This window comes from Methylophaga sp. UBA2496, from assembly GCF_002341635.1.
Taxonomy (GTDB): domain Bacteria; phylum Pseudomonadota; class Gammaproteobacteria; order Nitrosococcales; family Methylophagaceae; genus Methylophaga.
In genome coordinates this window covers 12,311-28,729 of sequence record NZ_DDOK01000002.1, presented here as the reverse complement: position 1 = coordinate 28,729, position 16,419 = coordinate 12,311, and the positions used below count along the sequence as shown (strand labels likewise).

15 protein-coding genes and 1 tRNA gene are annotated in these 16,419 nt (G+C 45.9%); 5 read left to right on the top strand and 11 right to left on the bottom strand.

The features are described 5' to 3' along the window. Nucleotides 1–148: 148 nt before the first annotated feature. The 3 genes from B2W60_RS00450 (at nt 149) to B2W60_RS00440 (ending at nt 1,501) form a co-directional block, all read left to right on the top strand. On the top strand, nt 149–319 hold the full coding sequence (locus tag B2W60_RS00450; RefSeq protein WP_292361181.1) for a hypothetical protein: 171 nt from the start codon (nt 149–151) through the stop codon (nt 317–319). A gap of 216 nt (nt 320–535) precedes the next feature. Beyond that, complete coding sequence (locus tag B2W60_RS00445; protein ID WP_292361151.1) at nt 536–958, top strand: plastocyanin/azurin family copper-binding protein; 423 nt, start codon at nt 536–538, stop codon at nt 956–958. A gap of 153 nt (nt 959–1,111) precedes the next feature. Next, nucleotides 1,112–1,501: a DUF6746 family protein gene (locus B2W60_RS00440; RefSeq protein WP_292361152.1), complete on the top strand. Its 390-nt coding sequence runs from the start codon at nt 1,112–1,114 to the stop codon at nt 1,499–1,501. A 585-nt stretch (nt 1,502–2,086) separates the two neighbouring features. On the opposite strand, the gene B2W60_RS00435 is transcribed toward B2W60_RS00440, so the two are convergent. Further along, nucleotides 2,087–4,261, bottom strand: a complete 2,175-nt coding sequence (locus B2W60_RS00435; RefSeq protein ID WP_292361154.1) for a TonB-dependent receptor family protein — start codon at nt 4,259–4,261, stop codon at nt 2,087–2,089. 582 nt (nt 4,262–4,843) lie between these two features. Here B2W60_RS00435 and B2W60_RS00430 point away from each other — a divergent pair. After that, on the top strand, nt 4,844–5,683 hold the full coding sequence (locus B2W60_RS00430) for a plastocyanin/azurin family copper-binding protein (protein WP_292361156.1): 840 nt from the start codon (nt 4,844–4,846) through the stop codon (nt 5,681–5,683). Between the two features lie 224 nt (nt 5,684–5,907). Next, a tRNA-Asp gene (locus B2W60_RS00425) sits at nt 5,908–5,984 on the top strand. 22 nt (nt 5,985–6,006) lie between these two features. Here B2W60_RS00425 and B2W60_RS00420 read toward each other — a convergent pair. The 10 genes from B2W60_RS00420 to trkA all read right to left on the bottom strand — a co-directional run bounded on the left by B2W60_RS00420 (nt 6,007) and on the right by trkA (nt 16,412). Further along, nucleotides 6,007–9,123: an efflux RND transporter permease subunit gene (locus B2W60_RS00420; RefSeq protein ID WP_292361158.1), complete on the bottom strand. Its 3,117-nt coding sequence runs from the start codon at nt 9,121–9,123 to the stop codon at nt 6,007–6,009. Continuing rightward, the gene (locus B2W60_RS00415; RefSeq protein ID WP_292361160.1) at nt 9,120–10,220 is read right to left on the bottom strand and encodes an efflux RND transporter periplasmic adaptor subunit; all 1,101 of its coding nucleotides are present in this window, start codon (nt 10,218–10,220) and stop codon (nt 9,120–9,122) included. Before B2W60_RS00415 ends, B2W60_RS00420 begins: the two co-directional genes overlap by 4 nt. Before the next feature lie 109 nt (nt 10,221–10,329). Beyond that, nucleotides 10,330–11,088 (bottom strand): HAD family hydrolase, encoded by a 759-nt coding sequence (locus tag B2W60_RS00410; RefSeq protein WP_292361161.1) that lies wholly within the window; start codon nt 11,086–11,088, stop codon nt 10,330–10,332. A gap of 5 nt (nt 11,089–11,093) precedes the next feature. Beyond that, nucleotides 11,094–11,270 carry a DUF3012 domain-containing protein gene (locus B2W60_RS00405; protein ID WP_292361163.1) on the bottom strand — a complete coding sequence of 59 codons (177 nt, stop codon included), beginning with the start codon at nt 11,268–11,270 and terminating at the stop codon, nt 11,094–11,096. 19 nt (nt 11,271–11,289) lie between these two features. Beyond that, nucleotides 11,290–12,573 (bottom strand): dihydroorotase, encoded by a 1,284-nt coding sequence (locus B2W60_RS00400; protein ID WP_292361164.1) that lies wholly within the window; start codon nt 12,571–12,573, stop codon nt 11,290–11,292. Continuing rightward, complete coding sequence (locus B2W60_RS00395; RefSeq protein WP_292361165.1) at nt 12,573–13,544, bottom strand: aspartate carbamoyltransferase catalytic subunit; 972 nt, start codon at nt 13,542–13,544, stop codon at nt 12,573–12,575. Before B2W60_RS00395 ends, B2W60_RS00400 begins: the two co-directional genes overlap by 1 nt. After that, complete coding sequence (gene pyrR / locus B2W60_RS00390) at nt 13,534–14,064, bottom strand: bifunctional pyr operon transcriptional regulator/uracil phosphoribosyltransferase PyrR (RefSeq protein WP_292361166.1); 531 nt, start codon at nt 14,062–14,064, stop codon at nt 13,534–13,536. The genes B2W60_RS00395 and pyrR overlap by 11 nt, the downstream gene beginning before the upstream one ends. Continuing rightward, the gene (gene ruvX, locus B2W60_RS00385; RefSeq protein WP_292361167.1) at nt 14,061–14,480 is read right to left on the bottom strand and encodes a Holliday junction resolvase RuvX; all 420 of its coding nucleotides are present in this window, start codon (nt 14,478–14,480) and stop codon (nt 14,061–14,063) included. The genes pyrR and ruvX overlap by 4 nt, the downstream gene beginning before the upstream one ends. After that, complete coding sequence (locus B2W60_RS00380; RefSeq protein WP_292361168.1) at nt 14,477–14,998, bottom strand: YqgE/AlgH family protein; 522 nt, start codon at nt 14,996–14,998, stop codon at nt 14,477–14,479. The genes ruvX and B2W60_RS00380 overlap by 4 nt, the downstream gene beginning before the upstream one ends. A 40-nt stretch (nt 14,999–15,038) precedes the next feature. Beyond that, nucleotides 15,039–16,412 carry a Trk system potassium transporter TrkA gene (trkA, locus tag B2W60_RS00375; protein ID WP_292361169.1) on the bottom strand — a complete coding sequence of 458 codons (1,374 nt, stop codon included), beginning with the start codon at nt 16,410–16,412 and terminating at the stop codon, nt 15,039–15,041. Nucleotides 16,413–16,419 lie beyond the last annotated feature (7 nt).

The following is a 16,419-nucleotide window of genomic DNA, read 5'->3' as shown; positions in this document are numbered from 1 at the left end:
AGGTTGTTTTATGGATATCAATGTCGGTCTGATTTGGTATCACTCATATCAACTGGGTATCGTCTTTTGCTGGCCTTCCGATTGCCTTGAACCGTGAGTAAAAGACAAAAGGGGCTGGGATGCGAACCTATCCTCTGGTGACGGCGCCATTATGAATACATCAGGATCCATAAATGGTACAGCTAGTGCAGCAGGTATATGGCTGACGGGTGCTATTGGCTTGTCGGTCGCTTATGCTCATTACGAAATTGCCATTGTTTTATCGGCGCTGGGCTTTCTCATTTTCCAGGTCAGTAGCTTTTTTAAACACGAAACTTAATGCCTGACCCAAAATGATTAACGCATGTTAATGCACTCCCCGGGAAATCATCCCACTATCAAAATGAAAAAAATCTATATATATCAAATAGGAACACTAAGGCTAAAACGTTGTCCTGAATATTATTAGGGAGTTTTTCACACAGAAAAGCGTTCAATATTATTAATAATTTACCCTGATGGTGTTTTTTTATACATCTTCTGTAGAGGAGGCATTATGCCAAAAACTAAACTAGCTCTAACGATTCCTGCAGCATTATTGTTTATAACTCAGTCGGTATTTGCGGAAACCCATGTGGTTACTGCCATAGGTATGAAGTTTGAGCCTATGGTCGTTAAGATCGCGCCCGGTGATACCGTTCGTTGGGAAAACATGCCGACACATAATGTGGAAACCATTGAAGGTCTTGTGCCAGAAGGTACTGAAAAAATAATGTCTCCAATGGGTGAAAACTATCAACATACTTTTGATAAAGAAGGTATCTACGTTTATATCTGTACCCCGCATATCGGAAGCGGTATGGGTGGTGCCGTGATTGTAGGTGAACCGACTAATCTGGACGACATCAAGGCGTCTGATGCTAGCGGGGGCTTAGGGCGTGTAGTCAGAAAAGCCATTCAGGAAGCAGAAGCAATGTAACCCGATATTCAGAATCACACGTTAAAAACCTTCCGTTAAATGACGGAAGGTTTTTTTATGCCTTGGAGTTTTGTATTTGTTTATCCAATTATATTTGCAAGTCTGGTTATCGTTGTATATGTTAACGGTTCTTATTTACATTTAGGTATCAACATGAAAGTAATAAATTACCTGGCAGCGGCAGCACTGAGTTTTGGTGTGGCCACAATGGCGAAAGCGGAAACGGTAGAGCATTTTAAAGGCGAATCAGCCGAGTCATTAGAAGAAGCGGTAACGCACTTCAAACGCTACAACGATCGATTGGAGACATTACTGAAAAAAGACTCAATGTCGGCAGAAGATGTGACCAAAATCCATGAGCTGACTTATACCCTGGAAAATGCACTGGCCAAAATAAATGAAGAGCTGGACAAATTAGCTGCAACACTTGAAGAAGTGCACCTGGCCTCTGAAAAATATGATGCAGATGCAGTACGGGATCATGGTGAAGCTTATATGGAGGTTATCAAAACCATAAGCAAAATGGGAGATTCAAAGTCTTAATAACCTGGACCCGGGGTTTGTGAGAATTAAGTCTGAGCTTTAAATAAAGTACTGGGGGCGTGAAAGCTCAGCTTATTGATGTCAGCGGTTTGTTTTTGTCTGGTTACGTTCTGGCAGAGCATGAAAATTATCGACAGTATATTTTCGATGAAGTCATTGAAAACAAAGTTGGAAGCTACCGAATAACCTATTCCAGTTATTGCAGCATACGATTTTTATACTACTCCCATGACCTTCCAGGTCTTGGTTCTTCTGGATAATCTTGGGAAATGAAGAAACCTGCTCCCGGGTTAAAAAGCTTTTATGGCACGTTCAGAAAAAGCGGTTCAAACGAAATATACCGATAGACAAATCATACTGATGGATCTCGATAAACCATAAATACAAAAAGACTAACCCTAAAGATACCTGTAAAACACAATAAACCCACCAGAAAAGGTGGGTTTTTTTGTGCAAAAAAAAGCCCGCACAGGGCGGGCTTGTCGGCAATGGTGATGCAGAAACAGCAAATCTGGGAGAAATGGCTGTTTTTGTTACATATTTAAAACATGTTCTGCATACCTTCTCCGTCAACGTTGAAGCTGGTTAAAAGTCGTAAGTAATACCGCCGAAGAACAGACGCTCACGACCTGGTAATTTCCCTTCGTTTCGACTTGCCAGATATTCTTTATCAAACAAGTTTTCAACACCGGCAAACAGTGTTACACCAGAATTTGGTACTCGATAGTCAATGCTGGCATTCCAAATGGTTTGGCTTGGGATAATGCCCGCAACACCTGTACGACGCTCAGGATTTTCACCATCACGAAGTTCATCACGGGTATTTTCGTCATCAACATATTGCTTGCTAACGTGTTGTACACCCATACGTGCATTGATACCGCTGACGTGTTCATAACCAAAATCCAGATTTAACAAATGCTCAGGTGCATATTGCATTCTGTTGCCATCGTTATCTGGGTTTTCAGCTTTCTTGTATTCAGCTGTCCATAAGTTGGTATAAGCACCTGAAATATAGAAATTATTGGTTGTACCATAGATATCACCAAAATTAATACGTCCAGCTAACTCAATACCTTGCTGCTCACTTTCACCACTGTTGTCAAAAGTCGCACCGTTATCTACAACTGTATTTTCAATATCGTTGTGGAACAGGGTTGCAGAGACAACAACGCCGTTAAAGTAAGCACTTCTGAAACCTAATTCATATAAAGTACTTTCTTCAGGTTCAGCTCTACCACCATCGGCTGTGAACTCACGATCTGCACGCGCTGGGGAAATCCCTTCATGCACACCAGCAAAGATGGTTGTATTGGCGATGCCATTCCAGGCAACCCCAAAACTTGGCAAAAACTCGGTGAAGTTATCATTTTCTTTTTCGCCAGTGAACTCATCCTTATCCGTGGTACGAACATCTTCCACACGGAACCCCGGAGTTAATGACCAGTTACCGATGTAAGTGGTGTTTTGTGCGAAATAGGAAATAGCTTGAGCGTCTAACCTTGAACCTTCGCGATCTTCACCTTCAATCAAGGCAAGCTTGTAGTCTTCACGTTGAGCAGGGTTGGTAGCAAAGACCTGCTGGCGATGTGCTTTTTCTTCGTGATAACGAATACCGACAATCGCGTCGTTTTCTAGGCCAAACAGACTATGTCCAAAGTCAGCACGCGTTTCAGCACCCCAGGTGTAGTATTGGCGTGGCGCATGACGGCCACCACAAATGCTTACATCACCTACTTCACTGGCAAGAATAGTCCCGCCACCAGCCGCAGGACAAGAGCGTAGACGTGATGAACTAAAACCATCACCATCAATACGACCAGTGTTAGACGCACGTAAACCGTTCCGGAAAGTATCCGTATAATAAGCCTGTGACCGTAAGGTAAGGTTATCATTGACTTCAAAAATATGACTCAGCTGAACAACATCACGATCCTGCTCCCAATCATCCAGATCAACTGTTGGATGACTAAATGGATCGCGATCATATTCATCAATGGTTAAGTAATTTTCTGTTTGATTACGACGATCACGGGTGTGAACCAGTTTTAAGCCAAGCGTTTGGCGATCAGTGATATTCAGTTCACCTTTAAAGCGATAATCTTTTACATCAAACTCACCACCTTTGAAGATGCCATCACCTTTGTTCTGGGTGAAATCGAACATCACGCCACCGATCTCATTACCAAAACCTACATTACCATGCAGTAAACGGTAATCCTGATTACCAAAAACTGTGGATACACTACCTTCGATTTCGCCATTACGCGGTACAGGTTTAGTAATAAAGTTAACCGCACCGCCTAGTGTTTGTGGTCCATAAAGGATTTGGCCCGCACCTTTAACAACCTCAATACGACTTACAGCGCTTGATGCTGGTGTGTAATGCACAACAGGATCTAAATATGGAGCAAGCTGCAACGGCATGCCATCTTCCATAATCATTGTTTTTGCACTGCGACGTGGATTTTGGCCACGTATACCAATATTGGTATCAAAACCCATGCTGCCATCCGCAACAACATGAACCCCTGGTACAGATCTCATTCTTTCAATATTGGAAATGGGGCGGCGCTCTTCAAGGTATTCCTCATCGATAATATCGAAAGAGCCTGGAACAGATTCAAGACGATCAGGCAAAATGCCGGTGACGGTCATTTTACCTGTATCAATTGCATCTTCCTCAGCCAGAACGGCATAAGGCATCAGCATCAGCGATGACATTATCGCCGAGCTGATGAGTTTTGGTTTTAGATTCATTTCTCTCTCCTGTGCGTAAAAAGCTCATGCAGGCTAGCTTTAGCCGTTTTAGCTTCATATAGGAAAAATTCCTAAAACAACGCAAATCACCACGCTAATCCAAGTGTTTATGCGGTTTAAGATGGCCATAGTTTGGGGGTGGCTGTTTTTAACCAATATGAATTTGGGAAGGAATTAAGTTGAAGTCATAAAAAACATGCTTTCTTGGATGGCCTGTAAATAGTTGGTTGTAAGTAGCCGTCCATCTGGTTTAATGCAGCCCCACCTGTAACGTGTTGTTTGAATGAAAAAAAACATAAAAAATTGTTGTATAAATGCAACGAGGTGATGCTTTTCACTTATTTTTATCGATGTTTTTCGGGAAGTTGCGCACATAATTTCAGGAGTAATGCCCTTTTTTTGCTAGTTAACACCTTTAATTGAGGATGAAAGTGCAAAACTATTTTGGCGTGTTGTAAAAACACCAAGAAAACGGATTGCTAACCATAAATTGTCCCAGGTCAAAGAAAAGGACTGAATTGCTTATAAATAGCGTTAGGGGGATGGTATGATCGGTAAAAATTTATCAAATTGGAGAGTCTAATGCGTCATTCCCGTTCAATTATTACTGCGGTCATTATTATTGCCATAGCGGTTTTTGTTGTGGCTGCTGTTTCATCCTTTATCTCTGGAAGCAGTGATCATTACGATCGACCAAGCTCTCCTAAGGAAGTAATCGAAAAAATGACGGAGGTTGCTGAGTCGACGGAGGAGGTTGCTCAATCAGAACCCACTTCGGAAATCAGTGAACAGGTTTCTGAGGCCTCACAGCAGGAAAAAGAAGCATTGCAAAGTAATACACACACAGAGGTAGTGGATAACGCGAGCGATGCGGTAGAGTCTGCCATTGAGAGCGCTCAGGAAACCAGTCAAAGTGTCAGTGAACGTGCCAGCGAAACTATTGCTGCGGCAGAAAATGCAGCTGCTGAAGGCCGGGCTGATGCTGAAGCAAGACTCGAAGAAGTCGCTAAAGAAGCTGGTATTAAGGCAGAGCCGGAAGAGGTGGCTGCTCCCGCCACGGTAGAATCAAAAAATCATACAGTGACTGCTCAAGGTTTGATTTATGAACCGCTTGTTGTCACGATTGCACCGGGTGATTCTGTATCCTGGACCAATATGAGTACACATAATACCGAGTCAATCGAAGGCCTGATTCCGGAAGGTGCAGAAATGTGGGTGTCTCAAATGAGTGAAAACTACAGCCGTACTTTTACTCAGGAAGGTATCTACATATATAAATGCACACCGCATTTCGGCGCTGGCATGGGCGGCGCTATTATCGTAGGCGAGCCAGTCAATCTGGAACAGATCAAAAACTCCGGCGCGAAGGGTGCTGCAAAACGATTGGTAAATAAAGCGGTCCAGGCAGCTGAAGCAATGTAATCCAAATCCCCCGTGAGGCAATTATTAACGCTTCCGGGGGATTTTTTTGTCTTTAATTCTTCGCCAAGGCAGCTGTCCAGCAATCAATAGACCCATTTAATAGACGTTTTTTCAAATACTTATCTGGTCCTAAAAGCTTTTTTCCGTTGAACACTAACACCTTTTGATTTTTTGCTGTATTCTTGCACGCTTCCTGACCGGTTGTCTGTTAACCATCAGGTCGCGGAGCGGTAGTTCAGTTGGTTAGAATGCTGGCCTGTCACGCCGGAGGTCGCGGGTTCGAGTCCCGTCCGCTCCGCCATTTATTTGGTAGACCTTTCCCTCTAAGTTAAAGCTGCCTGGTTATCAAGTGTGTTTCGATCTCTAATCGAGTGAAACAGGTGATATACCAGAGGAACCAGCAGTAAACTGACCATCATCGAAAAGCTTAATCCCCATACTACGGCTATCGCCAGTGGCTGCAACATTTCAGAACCTTCCCCAAAACCAATCGCCAGTGGCAGCATCCCCATGACCGTACTCAATGTGGTCATTAATATCGGACGCAACCGCAGTCGCACGGCTTCAACGACGGCTTCGGTTAAGTTGTTGTTGTGTCGTCGTTCAAGCTCAATATAGTTCACCAGTAATATCGCGTTATTGACCACAATGCCAATCAGCATAATCGTACCTAACCAAATTGGCATGGAGAGTGGCAGATCGATCCAATAAATTCCCAGTGCTACACCAATCGCAGCAAACGGAACGCTTAACAGAATAATGATAGGGTTAAGCAACGATTCGTACTGAATCGCCATAACGACCAAAACCAGAAATAATGCCAGAGCAATCAGAAGAAGGTTTTGATTTTGCTGTTGTTCAAGGGCTTGTCTTTGCCCCCCATCGTAGATGGTATAACCCGATGGTAAATTAATTTCCTGACGCATTTGATCCAGTTGAATCAAGGCTTCTCCTAACGTTGCACCATCAACCAATGCAGCTGATAACTCTACAATACGCATCTGGTTTTCACGACGAATCCGTGACGGTGTATCCAGTAATTCAATTTCGGCAACATCGCCAAGATATAACGGTGTGCTTCCATCTGATGAAGGAAACAGAATGATGGATCGTAACGCCTGTGGATTGTTCATTTCTTCCTGAGGAAGTCTCAGACGGATATCATAAGAGCGGTTACCTTCAAGAAAATCACTGATAACGCGTCCCTGCAAAGCCGTTTGAGCGGCTTCAGCAAGATCCTGCATGTTTAACCCAAGTTCCTGTGCTCTATCCCGATTCAGTTTGATGGAAATTTCAAACCGTTCATCTTCTGCAGAGTGTTCTACATTGCTTAATTGCGGAATTCGTCGCATTTTATCGGCGATCTCATCGGCAACGGTTTTCATGACAGAAAAATCATTGCCCTGTAATCGCAGACTTATATCCTGATCTCCGCTATGAGTGCGTAATCCCCGAATGCCGCGTTGAAATAAAAACACGCGTAGTCCCGCGATCTGCAGTTCATCGACCTGTTTGCGGATATCTTTTATCCATTGCTGGCTGGATATCTCCCTTTCATCCGCAGGCACAAGCTCAACAGTCATTTCTGCCCGACTGGGTTCTTCACGCTGAGAGCGTCCGAAGACGCTGCCCCCTACCAGAGTGAAGATGGTCATCGTTTCCGGTTTGGCATGCATGATTCGTTCAAGCTCCTGAACATAACTGTCCATCTCATCCACCGAGACACCGGAGTCAGAAATCATCCGTACTTCAATACGACCGTCATCGATATTGGGCAGTAAGATCTGATGACCACTGGTAAAAACTGGCAAACTCAGGGCAAAGCCACCAATAAATAACGCGATGATTAACAATTTGATTTTCAGGAAAAAACGAATGACTTTGCCGTAACCCAATTGTAAAAAGCCAATTAAACCATCCATCATTCTACGGATGGGATTATTGCTGATTTGGGTGACTTTGGCGGCATAGGCTGGAACCAGGGTGAGGGCAATCACCATAGAGGCAAAAATGGCTGCTGAAATAGTGAAAATCAGTTCGCTGAACAATAATCCGGTTAAACCGCCGATAAATAAAAACGGCAAAATGGCTGCAAGGTTGGTTGATGTTGAAGCGATAATCGGACCGTTGACTTCCGCTGCTGCATGGGTACCGGCTTCCAGGGGTTGCTCATGCTTGCATTGATGACGATAGATGTTTTCCAGCATGACAATGGTGTTGTCCACCAGCATTCCCACACCAAGCGCCAGACCGCCTAAGGTCATGATATTGAGCGTCAGTCCACCCATGCCCATCAATACAAAGGTAAACATAATGGCAATTGGGATAGCACTGCCAATGATTAAGGTACGACGTAAATTGCCGAGAAACAGATACACCACCAGCATGGCCAGAATACCGCCACTGATAGCGGCTGTTGCAGCATTTTTCAGAGACTGTTTGATATAGACAGATTGGTCTGTCACGGTTGTCACATCGATGCCGGGGGGGATGACATTCTGTTCTTCAAGCCAGAGCAGTTGGCGTTTCACCACTTCAACCACATTATTCGTGTTGGCCGTTGGCTGTTTTTGGATGGCCATTTTGATGCCGCTGATACCATTGGCCCGGATTCGCAGTCTCTCATCTTCACTGCTGTCGACAACCTTAGCCACTTCATGCAGTTTGATAATATTATTATCTGATCGTCCAATCGGTAGTTGCCGAATTGCTTCAACCGAATTCAATCGGCCACCAATGCGACCGGTAATCTCATTGCCCGGCATTTGCAATCGTCCAATTGCGATATCATCGTTGGCTGTCTGAATGGCATCTACAATATTGCGATAGCTGAGTCCCATCGCTGCCAGGCGCTGCTGGTCTGGGATGATCTGAATTTCGCGTTCAACCCCGCCACCGATTTCTGCGGCAGCAACCCCAGGCAAATTAATAAACCATTTGCTTAAGACATCGTCGGTCCAGGTTCGCAGATCAACTAAATCCATTAAATCAGAGCTAACGACAAATTCAATAACTGGGATCTGTGATGGGTCACGTTTGTAGATTTCAGGTGGTTGAATGGAATCGGGGAGCTGGGTTTTGGCCCGATCCAATCGCGTACTGGCGTCTCGGAGGGCGATATCGATATCTTTGCCATAATCAAAGGTAATATCAATTTCAACCAAACCGAGATCAGAAGAGGACTGCACGTTTAACGCATCTTCGGTAATCGCTAACTGTTCTTCGACTAACCGTGTGACCTGATCTTCCATGACACTTGCGGGGACACCTGGATCGAGAATACGTACCCGAATATCGGGATAGACAATTTGGGGTAGCAGATCGATTGCCAGGCGGCTTAAAACCGCTAATCCAAGGACGATGACTGTTGCTGCAATCATTGAGACACCGATCGGGTGCTTAATCGACCAGGCTGCCAGCCCACCTCCCTGGATTTTCATTGGGAAGTGATTTGTTTGGTTGATGCCGGCATGGCTTGTCTTGCAGCAGGCGCATTAACGATTTTCACCGCTTTATTTTCCCGAAGATTGGTAAATCCACGAATAACAACCTGCTCACCGCCTTCCAGGCCTTCTACAATTTCTATCTGATCTGCAATTTCCAGCCCGGTAGAGACGGGCACACGCTTCACGACATTATCGCTATCTGCAATAAACACATACTCCTCTTCGACAGAACGGCGCAGCGCGATAAATGGCACTAACAGTCTTTTTGCCTGTTGTGTGGTGAGCGTTACACGGACAAATTGGCCAGCCCTGGCACCTTCCGGAACGGGGGACAACGCTATTTCAAGTGTTCCGGTTCGGGTCATTGGATCAATATCCGGAAAGATTCGACTGATTTTACCGGTGAGGTCTGGATGCGGACGTCGGCCAGTACGTAATGCATCAATTTGAATGGATACATCATCACCGACCTGAATATTGTTTAAAAGTAATTCTGAGAGGCGCACTTCGGTAATTAACGTCTGTTGATTGGCAATCGTCATCAGATGTGAATAACGCTCAGCAATGTTGCCGGGTTCACTGTTACGCTGTGTAATGACGCCACTTATCGGAGAACGAATGACAAAATAGGATAGGCGGGTTTGTAGGGATTCCTGTTCAGCCTGGGCGACAGCGAGTTCTGTTTCAATACGGGTTAATTCGGTCTGAGTCGTCAATTTTCGGGCAACCAGATCTTTGATTTGGGCAAGATCGGTAGCAGATTTTCTGGTTAATGCCTGGGCGCGGGTGAGTTGGGAGCGAAGCAAGCGATCATCAAGTCTGGCGATAACCTGGCCTTTCTCAACCTGATCGCCCTCAAAAAAAGGCAGCTCCGCAATTTGCCCTTCTTCCTGATTGAAGATCTGAATTTCCTGAATGGCTCTTAATGTGCCGTTACGTTCGCGTGAAACGGAAATATCTTTTAATTCAGCTGTGACGACTTCAACCAGGTGAGGTTTTATTTGTTGTGTTGCCTGTGGTCTGTCACGCTCACACCCTGTAAGGCCCATAATGGTAAGCAATAGAGCATGCCATAAAAGTTTGTGCTTCATTGGCTGATGTTGTCTCGAATGATGGTCTAAACTGAATTCAGCTAGGTGCGATGTCTGGTTTCCGTTTATGGGCAAATTTCCCTGCCGAGAGTTCCAAGGGGATGTTACCTCAACATGGTGTCAAGTTTTGTAAAGAAGGTGAATCTATATGGGTGATTCTGGGATGCAGGTATGCGTGATGTTTGTCATCTTCAGTATTGTAACCCCAGTTTGCGAAATACAATTGAACGCTGGACAGGGAAGCGGTCGCAATAACATCCAGTAATGTGGGCAGTCGATCTTCAATGAACAGAATAGCGGTTTGTGGATGTGATTGCTGAAGCTGATTAAGAATTTGAGGCTTTTTCAGATTACGTTCCAAACCATAGATTTGTGTAGGCTCCACAGTTATTTGATTGGCTTCAAGGATCGCACTGACAAATCGTTCCTGTTTGGTTGTAATAATAAAAAGCTGGTGACGGGGGATTTGACTTAACAGGTCAATAACACCCGGGTAAAGCGGATTCATTTTGATCCAGCCGGCAAAATCGGCGTCAATCCAGCTGTCCCGGTACACACCAAACCGTTTTTTTAAATCCGTTTTATCAAGCTGGTCCCGTAGCACAAGATTGTCGATTTGGCCGGTAAAATCATTTAATAAACTATCTGGGCTAATCGCTTCAAACAATAGTCGACATATCAGAATCGATTCGAAGCCAGTTTCCATCACCGGTCTCACCTGACGAAAATCCGTCAGGATTTGTTCCGGCATTTGCTTTGGCATATCTCCCCAGATTTGCGCTGCAACTTGCCAGCCACTTAATCCGGTTTCAATGGCGCTGTCGCAAATTACCCCATCAAAATCAAATGCAAATAACGGTTGCGACATGATAGTCAGAGCAGACAATGTTCCGCATAAGCACCGGCTTCATTTGCTGTCCAGTCACCTTTGGGCTTCTCTTTCATATGCACACACCATTCATCTGAACCAATTTCAGGAGTACAGGCTGAAAACAGTACAGTAAATGCGAGCAAACCAAGAACTCGAAAACAATAACGCATAATTGTCATTTTAAAGACTCCGCATGGGCTAGTTGGGCTGGCGCTGATAAACGAGTTTACCCTGAAACAGCGTATGGCTGACCTGATGCTGAAACAACCACCCGCCAAAAGGGCTGTTTTTTCCGGCACTGACAAATTCGGAGGGCTGACAGTCATATTGTACATCCGCATCAATAATACAGATATCAGCACTGGCACCGGCTTTGAGTTGTCCTGCTTCAATACCCAGAATAGCGGCTGGCTGACAGGTCAGACTGGCAATAGCCTGATGCAGGGTGATTTCATCATCTTCTACCAGCTTGAGTGTCAGGGGTAATAGGGTTTCCAGTGCCGAAAGGCCCGGCAGGGTTTCGGCAAACGGACCTAATTTGGCATCGGCATCCAGCGGCTGATGATGAGAAGAGACCGCTTGAATGACTCCATCACGTAAGCCTTGTTTTAACTGTTCGCGATCCCGTACGCTTCGTAAGGGTGGCATCACATGACTGAAACTGTCGTAATTTCCCAGATCATGTTCACAAAGATGTAAGTGATGGGCGCTGACATCAGCAGTAACAGGTAAGCCACGCTCTTGTGCTTCGCGAATAAGTTTGACCGCTTTTCCTGTAGAGATACTGTGAAAGTGAGCACGCACTCCGGTTTGTTCAATCAGAATTAAGTCCCGACTTACGGCAATGGTTTCCGCACTTTCCGGGATACCGGATAAACCTAATCTGGCACTGACCGTTCCTTCATGCACGCAGCCCTGTTTTTGTAACCAGGGATCAGCGGGGTTAATAAATACAGTCAAGTCCAGCGTAGCAGCATATTCAAGTGCACGGCGCCAGACTACGGTATTTTTAATTTCGGTCACGCCATTACTGACCCCCACACAGCCCGCTGCTTTTAACGCGGCCATTTCTGCCAGCAGTTCGCCATTCAGTTTTTGGGTCAATGCACCTACGGTGAGCACCATCGTGCGGCCGGCCTTTTTTGCTCGATCCTCGATCAATTCAACTACTGCTGGATTATCGATTACTGGATCGGTATCAGGTGGAACGGCCAATGTGGTGATCCCTCCTGCAGCAGCAGCACGGGTTTCACTCTCAATGGTGGCAGTATGCTCCTGTCCGGGTTCACGTAACCGGGCACTCAGGTCGACCAGTCCGGGACAGACGATTTTGTTATAGGCATCAATTTCGATATCGGCATCAAAACCGGGCAACTCTTCAGCGATGGCAATGATGCGGCCATCTTCGATGTAAACATTGTGATCGATATCAAGTTGGCTGGCAGGGTCTATGACACGACCATTTTGAATACAAATCTTCATTATTCGACTTCTGCCTGTTCTGATTGACTGGCCAGGGCCATCGACATCACCGCCATGCGAATGGCGATACCGTGGGTTACCTGCTCAAGAATCACTGATTGTGGCCCATCGGCAACTGACGAGGCTATTTCAACACCACGATTGATCGGGCCGGGATGCATGACAATGGCGTCCGGCTTTGCATATTTAAGTTTTTCTTCGGTCAGCCCATAACAGCGGAAATATTCCCGTGCACTGGGTAATAAAGCGCCTTGCATACGTTCAAGCTGTAAGCGTAAGGTAATGACCACATCTACACCCTCAAGACCCGCAGCCATGTCATGATAAACATGCACACCCAGTGTTTGGCTCTCACGCGGTAATAACGTCTGTGGACCAATAACGCGGATCTCACCTACACCAAGTGTGGCTAGCGCCTGAATTTGTGAGCGGGCTACCCGCGAGTGCAGAATATCGCCGATTATTGCCACGCGAAGGTTGGCAAAATCCTGTTTATGGCGGCGGATAGTAAACATATCCAGCATGGCCTGAGTGGGGTGAGCATGACAGCCGTCGCCTGCGTTGATAACACTGACATGCGGTGCGACATGTTGGGCAATAAACTCTGCTGCACCACTTTGATCATGGCGAACCACAAACATATCCGTGTGCATGGCTTCAAGGTTATGCAGTGTGTCGAGGAGGCTTTCACCTTTAGAGGTTGCAGAGGTGCTGATATTAAAGTTCATCACATCGGCTGAAAGACGTTTGGCAGCTAACTCAAAGGTTGAACGGGTGCGTGTACTGTTTTCAAAAAATAAATTGATAATGGTTTTGCCACGTAGCAATGGGACTTTTTTTACCTGGCGATGGCTGATACTGGAAAACTGCTCAGCCCGATCCATGATTTCTGTCAGTAATGGGCGTTTCAGACCTTCAATCGTCAGAAAATGCCGCAATTGGCCACCTTCTGTCAGTTGATTACTCGGCATGCAGCGCTCCTGCTGCGCGTGTTTCCAGTTGCAAACCATCGCGGTTACGAAGTTTTAAATGTTGATTGCGGGGTAAAATAACGGAGGCCCCAACAATATCCGGACGGATGGGTAATTCACGACCATCCCGTTCAATCAGCACGGCTAACGTCACGCTCGCTGGACGACCATAATCAAAAATTTCATTCAGCGCAGCCCGTGTTGTGCGACCACTGTAAAAAATATCATCTACTAACACCAGATGGCGATTGTCTACTTCAAAGGGCAGATCGGAAGGCGAAACCTGAGGATGCATGCCGATGCGAGTGAAATCATCACGATAATAGGCAATATTCAGGGTGCCAAGCGGCGCATCAAAAAAGTCTTCGCCAAGAATGTTCTGCAAGGCTTTTGCGACCCAGACGCCACCGGTATGGATTCCGATCAGCAACGGATCTTTGTCGGCGAGATCATCACGTATGGATTCAGCCATCTCTTCTAGCAGACTTTGAATTTCCGCTGTGGTTTGGGGCATTGTCATTGTTGGTCCAGCCATGATTGAAGAATAATTTGAGCCGAAAGTTTATCGACATCGCTGCGTTTATCGGACTGCATTTTACTGCGTATTCCCATTTGATCGAGTGCTTCAAAGGTTGTCAGGCGTTCATCCTGCCAGGCCACCGGAATATTAAAACGATTGTTCATCCGGTTGCCAAATTTTCTGGCGGCGGCGGTCATTAACTGTTCGGTGCCATCCATATTCAGCGGCAAGCCAACCACAATAAGACCAGGCTGCCACTCCTTAATTAAATTAGCGATGCTATCCCAATCCGGAATGCCATCACGGGCGGATAAAGCGGCAATGCCTCTGGCCGTGTTGGTTAATTGATGACCGACCGCAACACCTATGCTTTTCATGCCAAAATCAAAACCGAGTATATTTTTCTCAGAATTCATGCATGACCAGTTGTATTAGACATCAGATTGATGTCGATGCCCAGTAATTTAGCTGCCGCATGCCAGCGTTCCTCTGCGGGCGTTTGATATAGCAGTTCAGGGGTCGCCTGCACGGTCAGCCAGCTGTTTTCCGCTATTTCCTGTTCCAGTTGACCGGCTTCCCATGCAGCATAACCCAAAGTGACTATTGAATGTGGCGGCCCGTTCTGGGTGCCTAATGATTGCAGGATATCGCTGGAAGTGGTTAAAAACGTTTGCTCGGATATCTTAAGGGTATTTTTCCATTGTTCCCCACCATCATGCACCACCATACCCTGATCTTTTTGCACTGGACCACCAAACAAAACGGCGGTGTTGCTAGCCCATTCGGAAGTATTGGTGATTTGCAGGTGGTTAAGTAGCTCCTGCATCATGATTCGGGTGGGACGGTTTATGATTAAGCCCATTGCACCTTCTTCATCGTGTTCACATAGATACACCACTGAATGATAGAAAAAACTGTCTATCAGGGTTGGCATGGCGATCAGAAAATGATGTTTAAGTGAATAGGACATAAGATTAAAAGAAGGTGAACCCGACCTGGAATAAGCGTTCAACTTCTTTGATGTAGCGTTTATTGGTTAAAAACAGAATGACATGATCTTCTGCTTCAATCATGGTGTTTCGGTGAGCAATAATAACTTCTTCACCGCGAACGATTGCGCCAATAGAGGTGCCCGGTGGCAAATCAATTTCATCAATGCGTCGGCCAACTACCATGGAAGAACCTTTATCGCCATGAGCAATGGCTTCCAAAGCCTCAGCAGCGCCACGGCGCAAGGAATGCACCGCTACAATATCACCACGCCGAATATGGGCGAGCAGGCTGCCGATTGTGGCTTGCTGGGGAGACAGTGCAATATCAATGGTGCCGCTTTCAACCAGATCCACATACGCGGCACGATTGATTAATGACAATACTTTGCGGGCACCCAGGCGCTTCGCCAGCATTGCCGATAAGATATTGGCTTCATCATCATTGGTCAGTGCGCAGAATAAGTCCACCTTATCAATTTCTTCTTCGAGTAATAACTCTTCATTGGCGACATCGCCTAACAGGACGATACTTTTGGATAATTCTTCTGATAAATAATCTGCCCGATCGCTATTGGCTTCGATGATTTTGATCTGATAGTCGTTTTCCAGCGCTCTGGCCAACCGGATACCGATATTGCCACCACCGGCCAGCATGATGCGTTTATACGGTTTTTCCAGTCGTCGTAATTCGGCCATCACCGAGCGGATATCTTTGCTGGCGGCGATAAAAAATACTTCATCATCCGCTTCGATGACGGTTTCGGCTTCCGGCAGGATGGCTTTGCCATTACGGAAGATTGCCGCCACCCGGGTTTCGGTTTTTGGAATATGTTTTCGTAGTTCGCGCAGCGGATTACCGACTAAAGGCCCCCCATGAAAAGCTCGGACAGCAACCAGTTGCACCAGGCCATCAGCAAAGTCCAGAACCTGCAGGGCATTAGGATGACTGATTAATCTTTCAATGTAGTCGGTGACCAGCTGTTCAGGACTGATCAGCACATCAATAGCAATGGCTTCATTGTTGAAAAGTTCTGGTTTTGTAAGATATTCAGGAGCACGAATCCGGGCAATTTTGGTGGGTGTGTTATACAGCGTATGACATATCTGGCAAGCCACCATATTGGTTTCGTCACTATTGGTCACAGCCAGCACCAGATCGGCATCAGCCGCTCCTGCTCGTTCTAATACGGCCGGATGCGAAGCAAGACCTTGAATAGTACGAATATCGTAATGATCCTGAAGTTTATGCAGACTATTGGCGTCTGTATCAACTAAGGTAATGTCATCATCCTCACGGGCGAGAGTAGCTGCAACGGAGGCACCAACCTGTCCAGCGCCGAGGATTAGAATCTTCATTGCAAAT

Coding starts and splice junctions, on each gene's coding strand:
- B2W60_RS00445 (WP_292361151.1), top strand. CDS start 536: ATGCCAAAAACTAAACTAGCTCTAACGATTCCTGCAGCATTATTGTTT.
- B2W60_RS00440 (WP_292361152.1), top strand. CDS start 1,112: ATGAAAGTAATAAATTACCTGGCAGCGGCAGCACTGAGTTTTGGTGTG.
- B2W60_RS00435 (WP_292361154.1), bottom strand. CDS start 4,261: ATGAATCTAAAACCAAAACTCATCAGCTCGGCGATAATGTCATCGCTG.
- B2W60_RS00430 (WP_292361156.1), top strand. CDS start 4,844: ATGCGTCATTCCCGTTCAATTATTACTGCGGTCATTATTATTGCCATA.
- B2W60_RS00420 (WP_292361158.1), bottom strand. CDS start 9,123: ATGAAAATCCAGGGAGGTGGGCTGGCAGCCTGGTCGATTAAGCACCCG.
- B2W60_RS00415 (WP_292361160.1), bottom strand. CDS start 10,220: ATGAAGCACAAACTTTTATGGCATGCTCTATTGCTTACCATTATGGGC.
- B2W60_RS00410 (WP_292361161.1), bottom strand. CDS start 11,088: ATGTCGCAACCGTTATTTGCATTTGATTTTGATGGGGTAATTTGCGAC.
- B2W60_RS00405 (WP_292361163.1), bottom strand. CDS start 11,270: ATGACAATTATGCGTTATTGTTTTCGAGTTCTTGGTTTGCTCGCATTT.
- B2W60_RS00400 (WP_292361164.1), bottom strand. CDS start 12,573: ATGAAGATTTGTATTCAAAATGGTCGTGTCATAGACCCTGCCAGCCAA.
- B2W60_RS00395 (WP_292361165.1), bottom strand. CDS start 13,544: ATGCCGAGTAATCAACTGACAGAAGGTGGCCAATTGCGGCATTTTCTG.
- pyrR (WP_292361166.1), bottom strand. CDS start 14,064: ATGACAATGCCCCAAACCACAGCGGAAATTCAAAGTCTGCTAGAAGAG.
- ruvX (WP_292361167.1), bottom strand. CDS start 14,480: ATGAATTCTGAGAAAAATATACTCGGTTTTGATTTTGGCATGAAAAGC.
- B2W60_RS00380 (WP_292361168.1), bottom strand. CDS start 14,998: ATGCCAACCCTGATAGACAGTTTTTTCTATCATTCAGTGGTGTATCTA.
- trkA (WP_292361169.1), bottom strand. CDS start 16,412: ATGAAGATTCTAATCCTCGGCGCTGGACAGGTTGGTGCCTCCGTTGCA.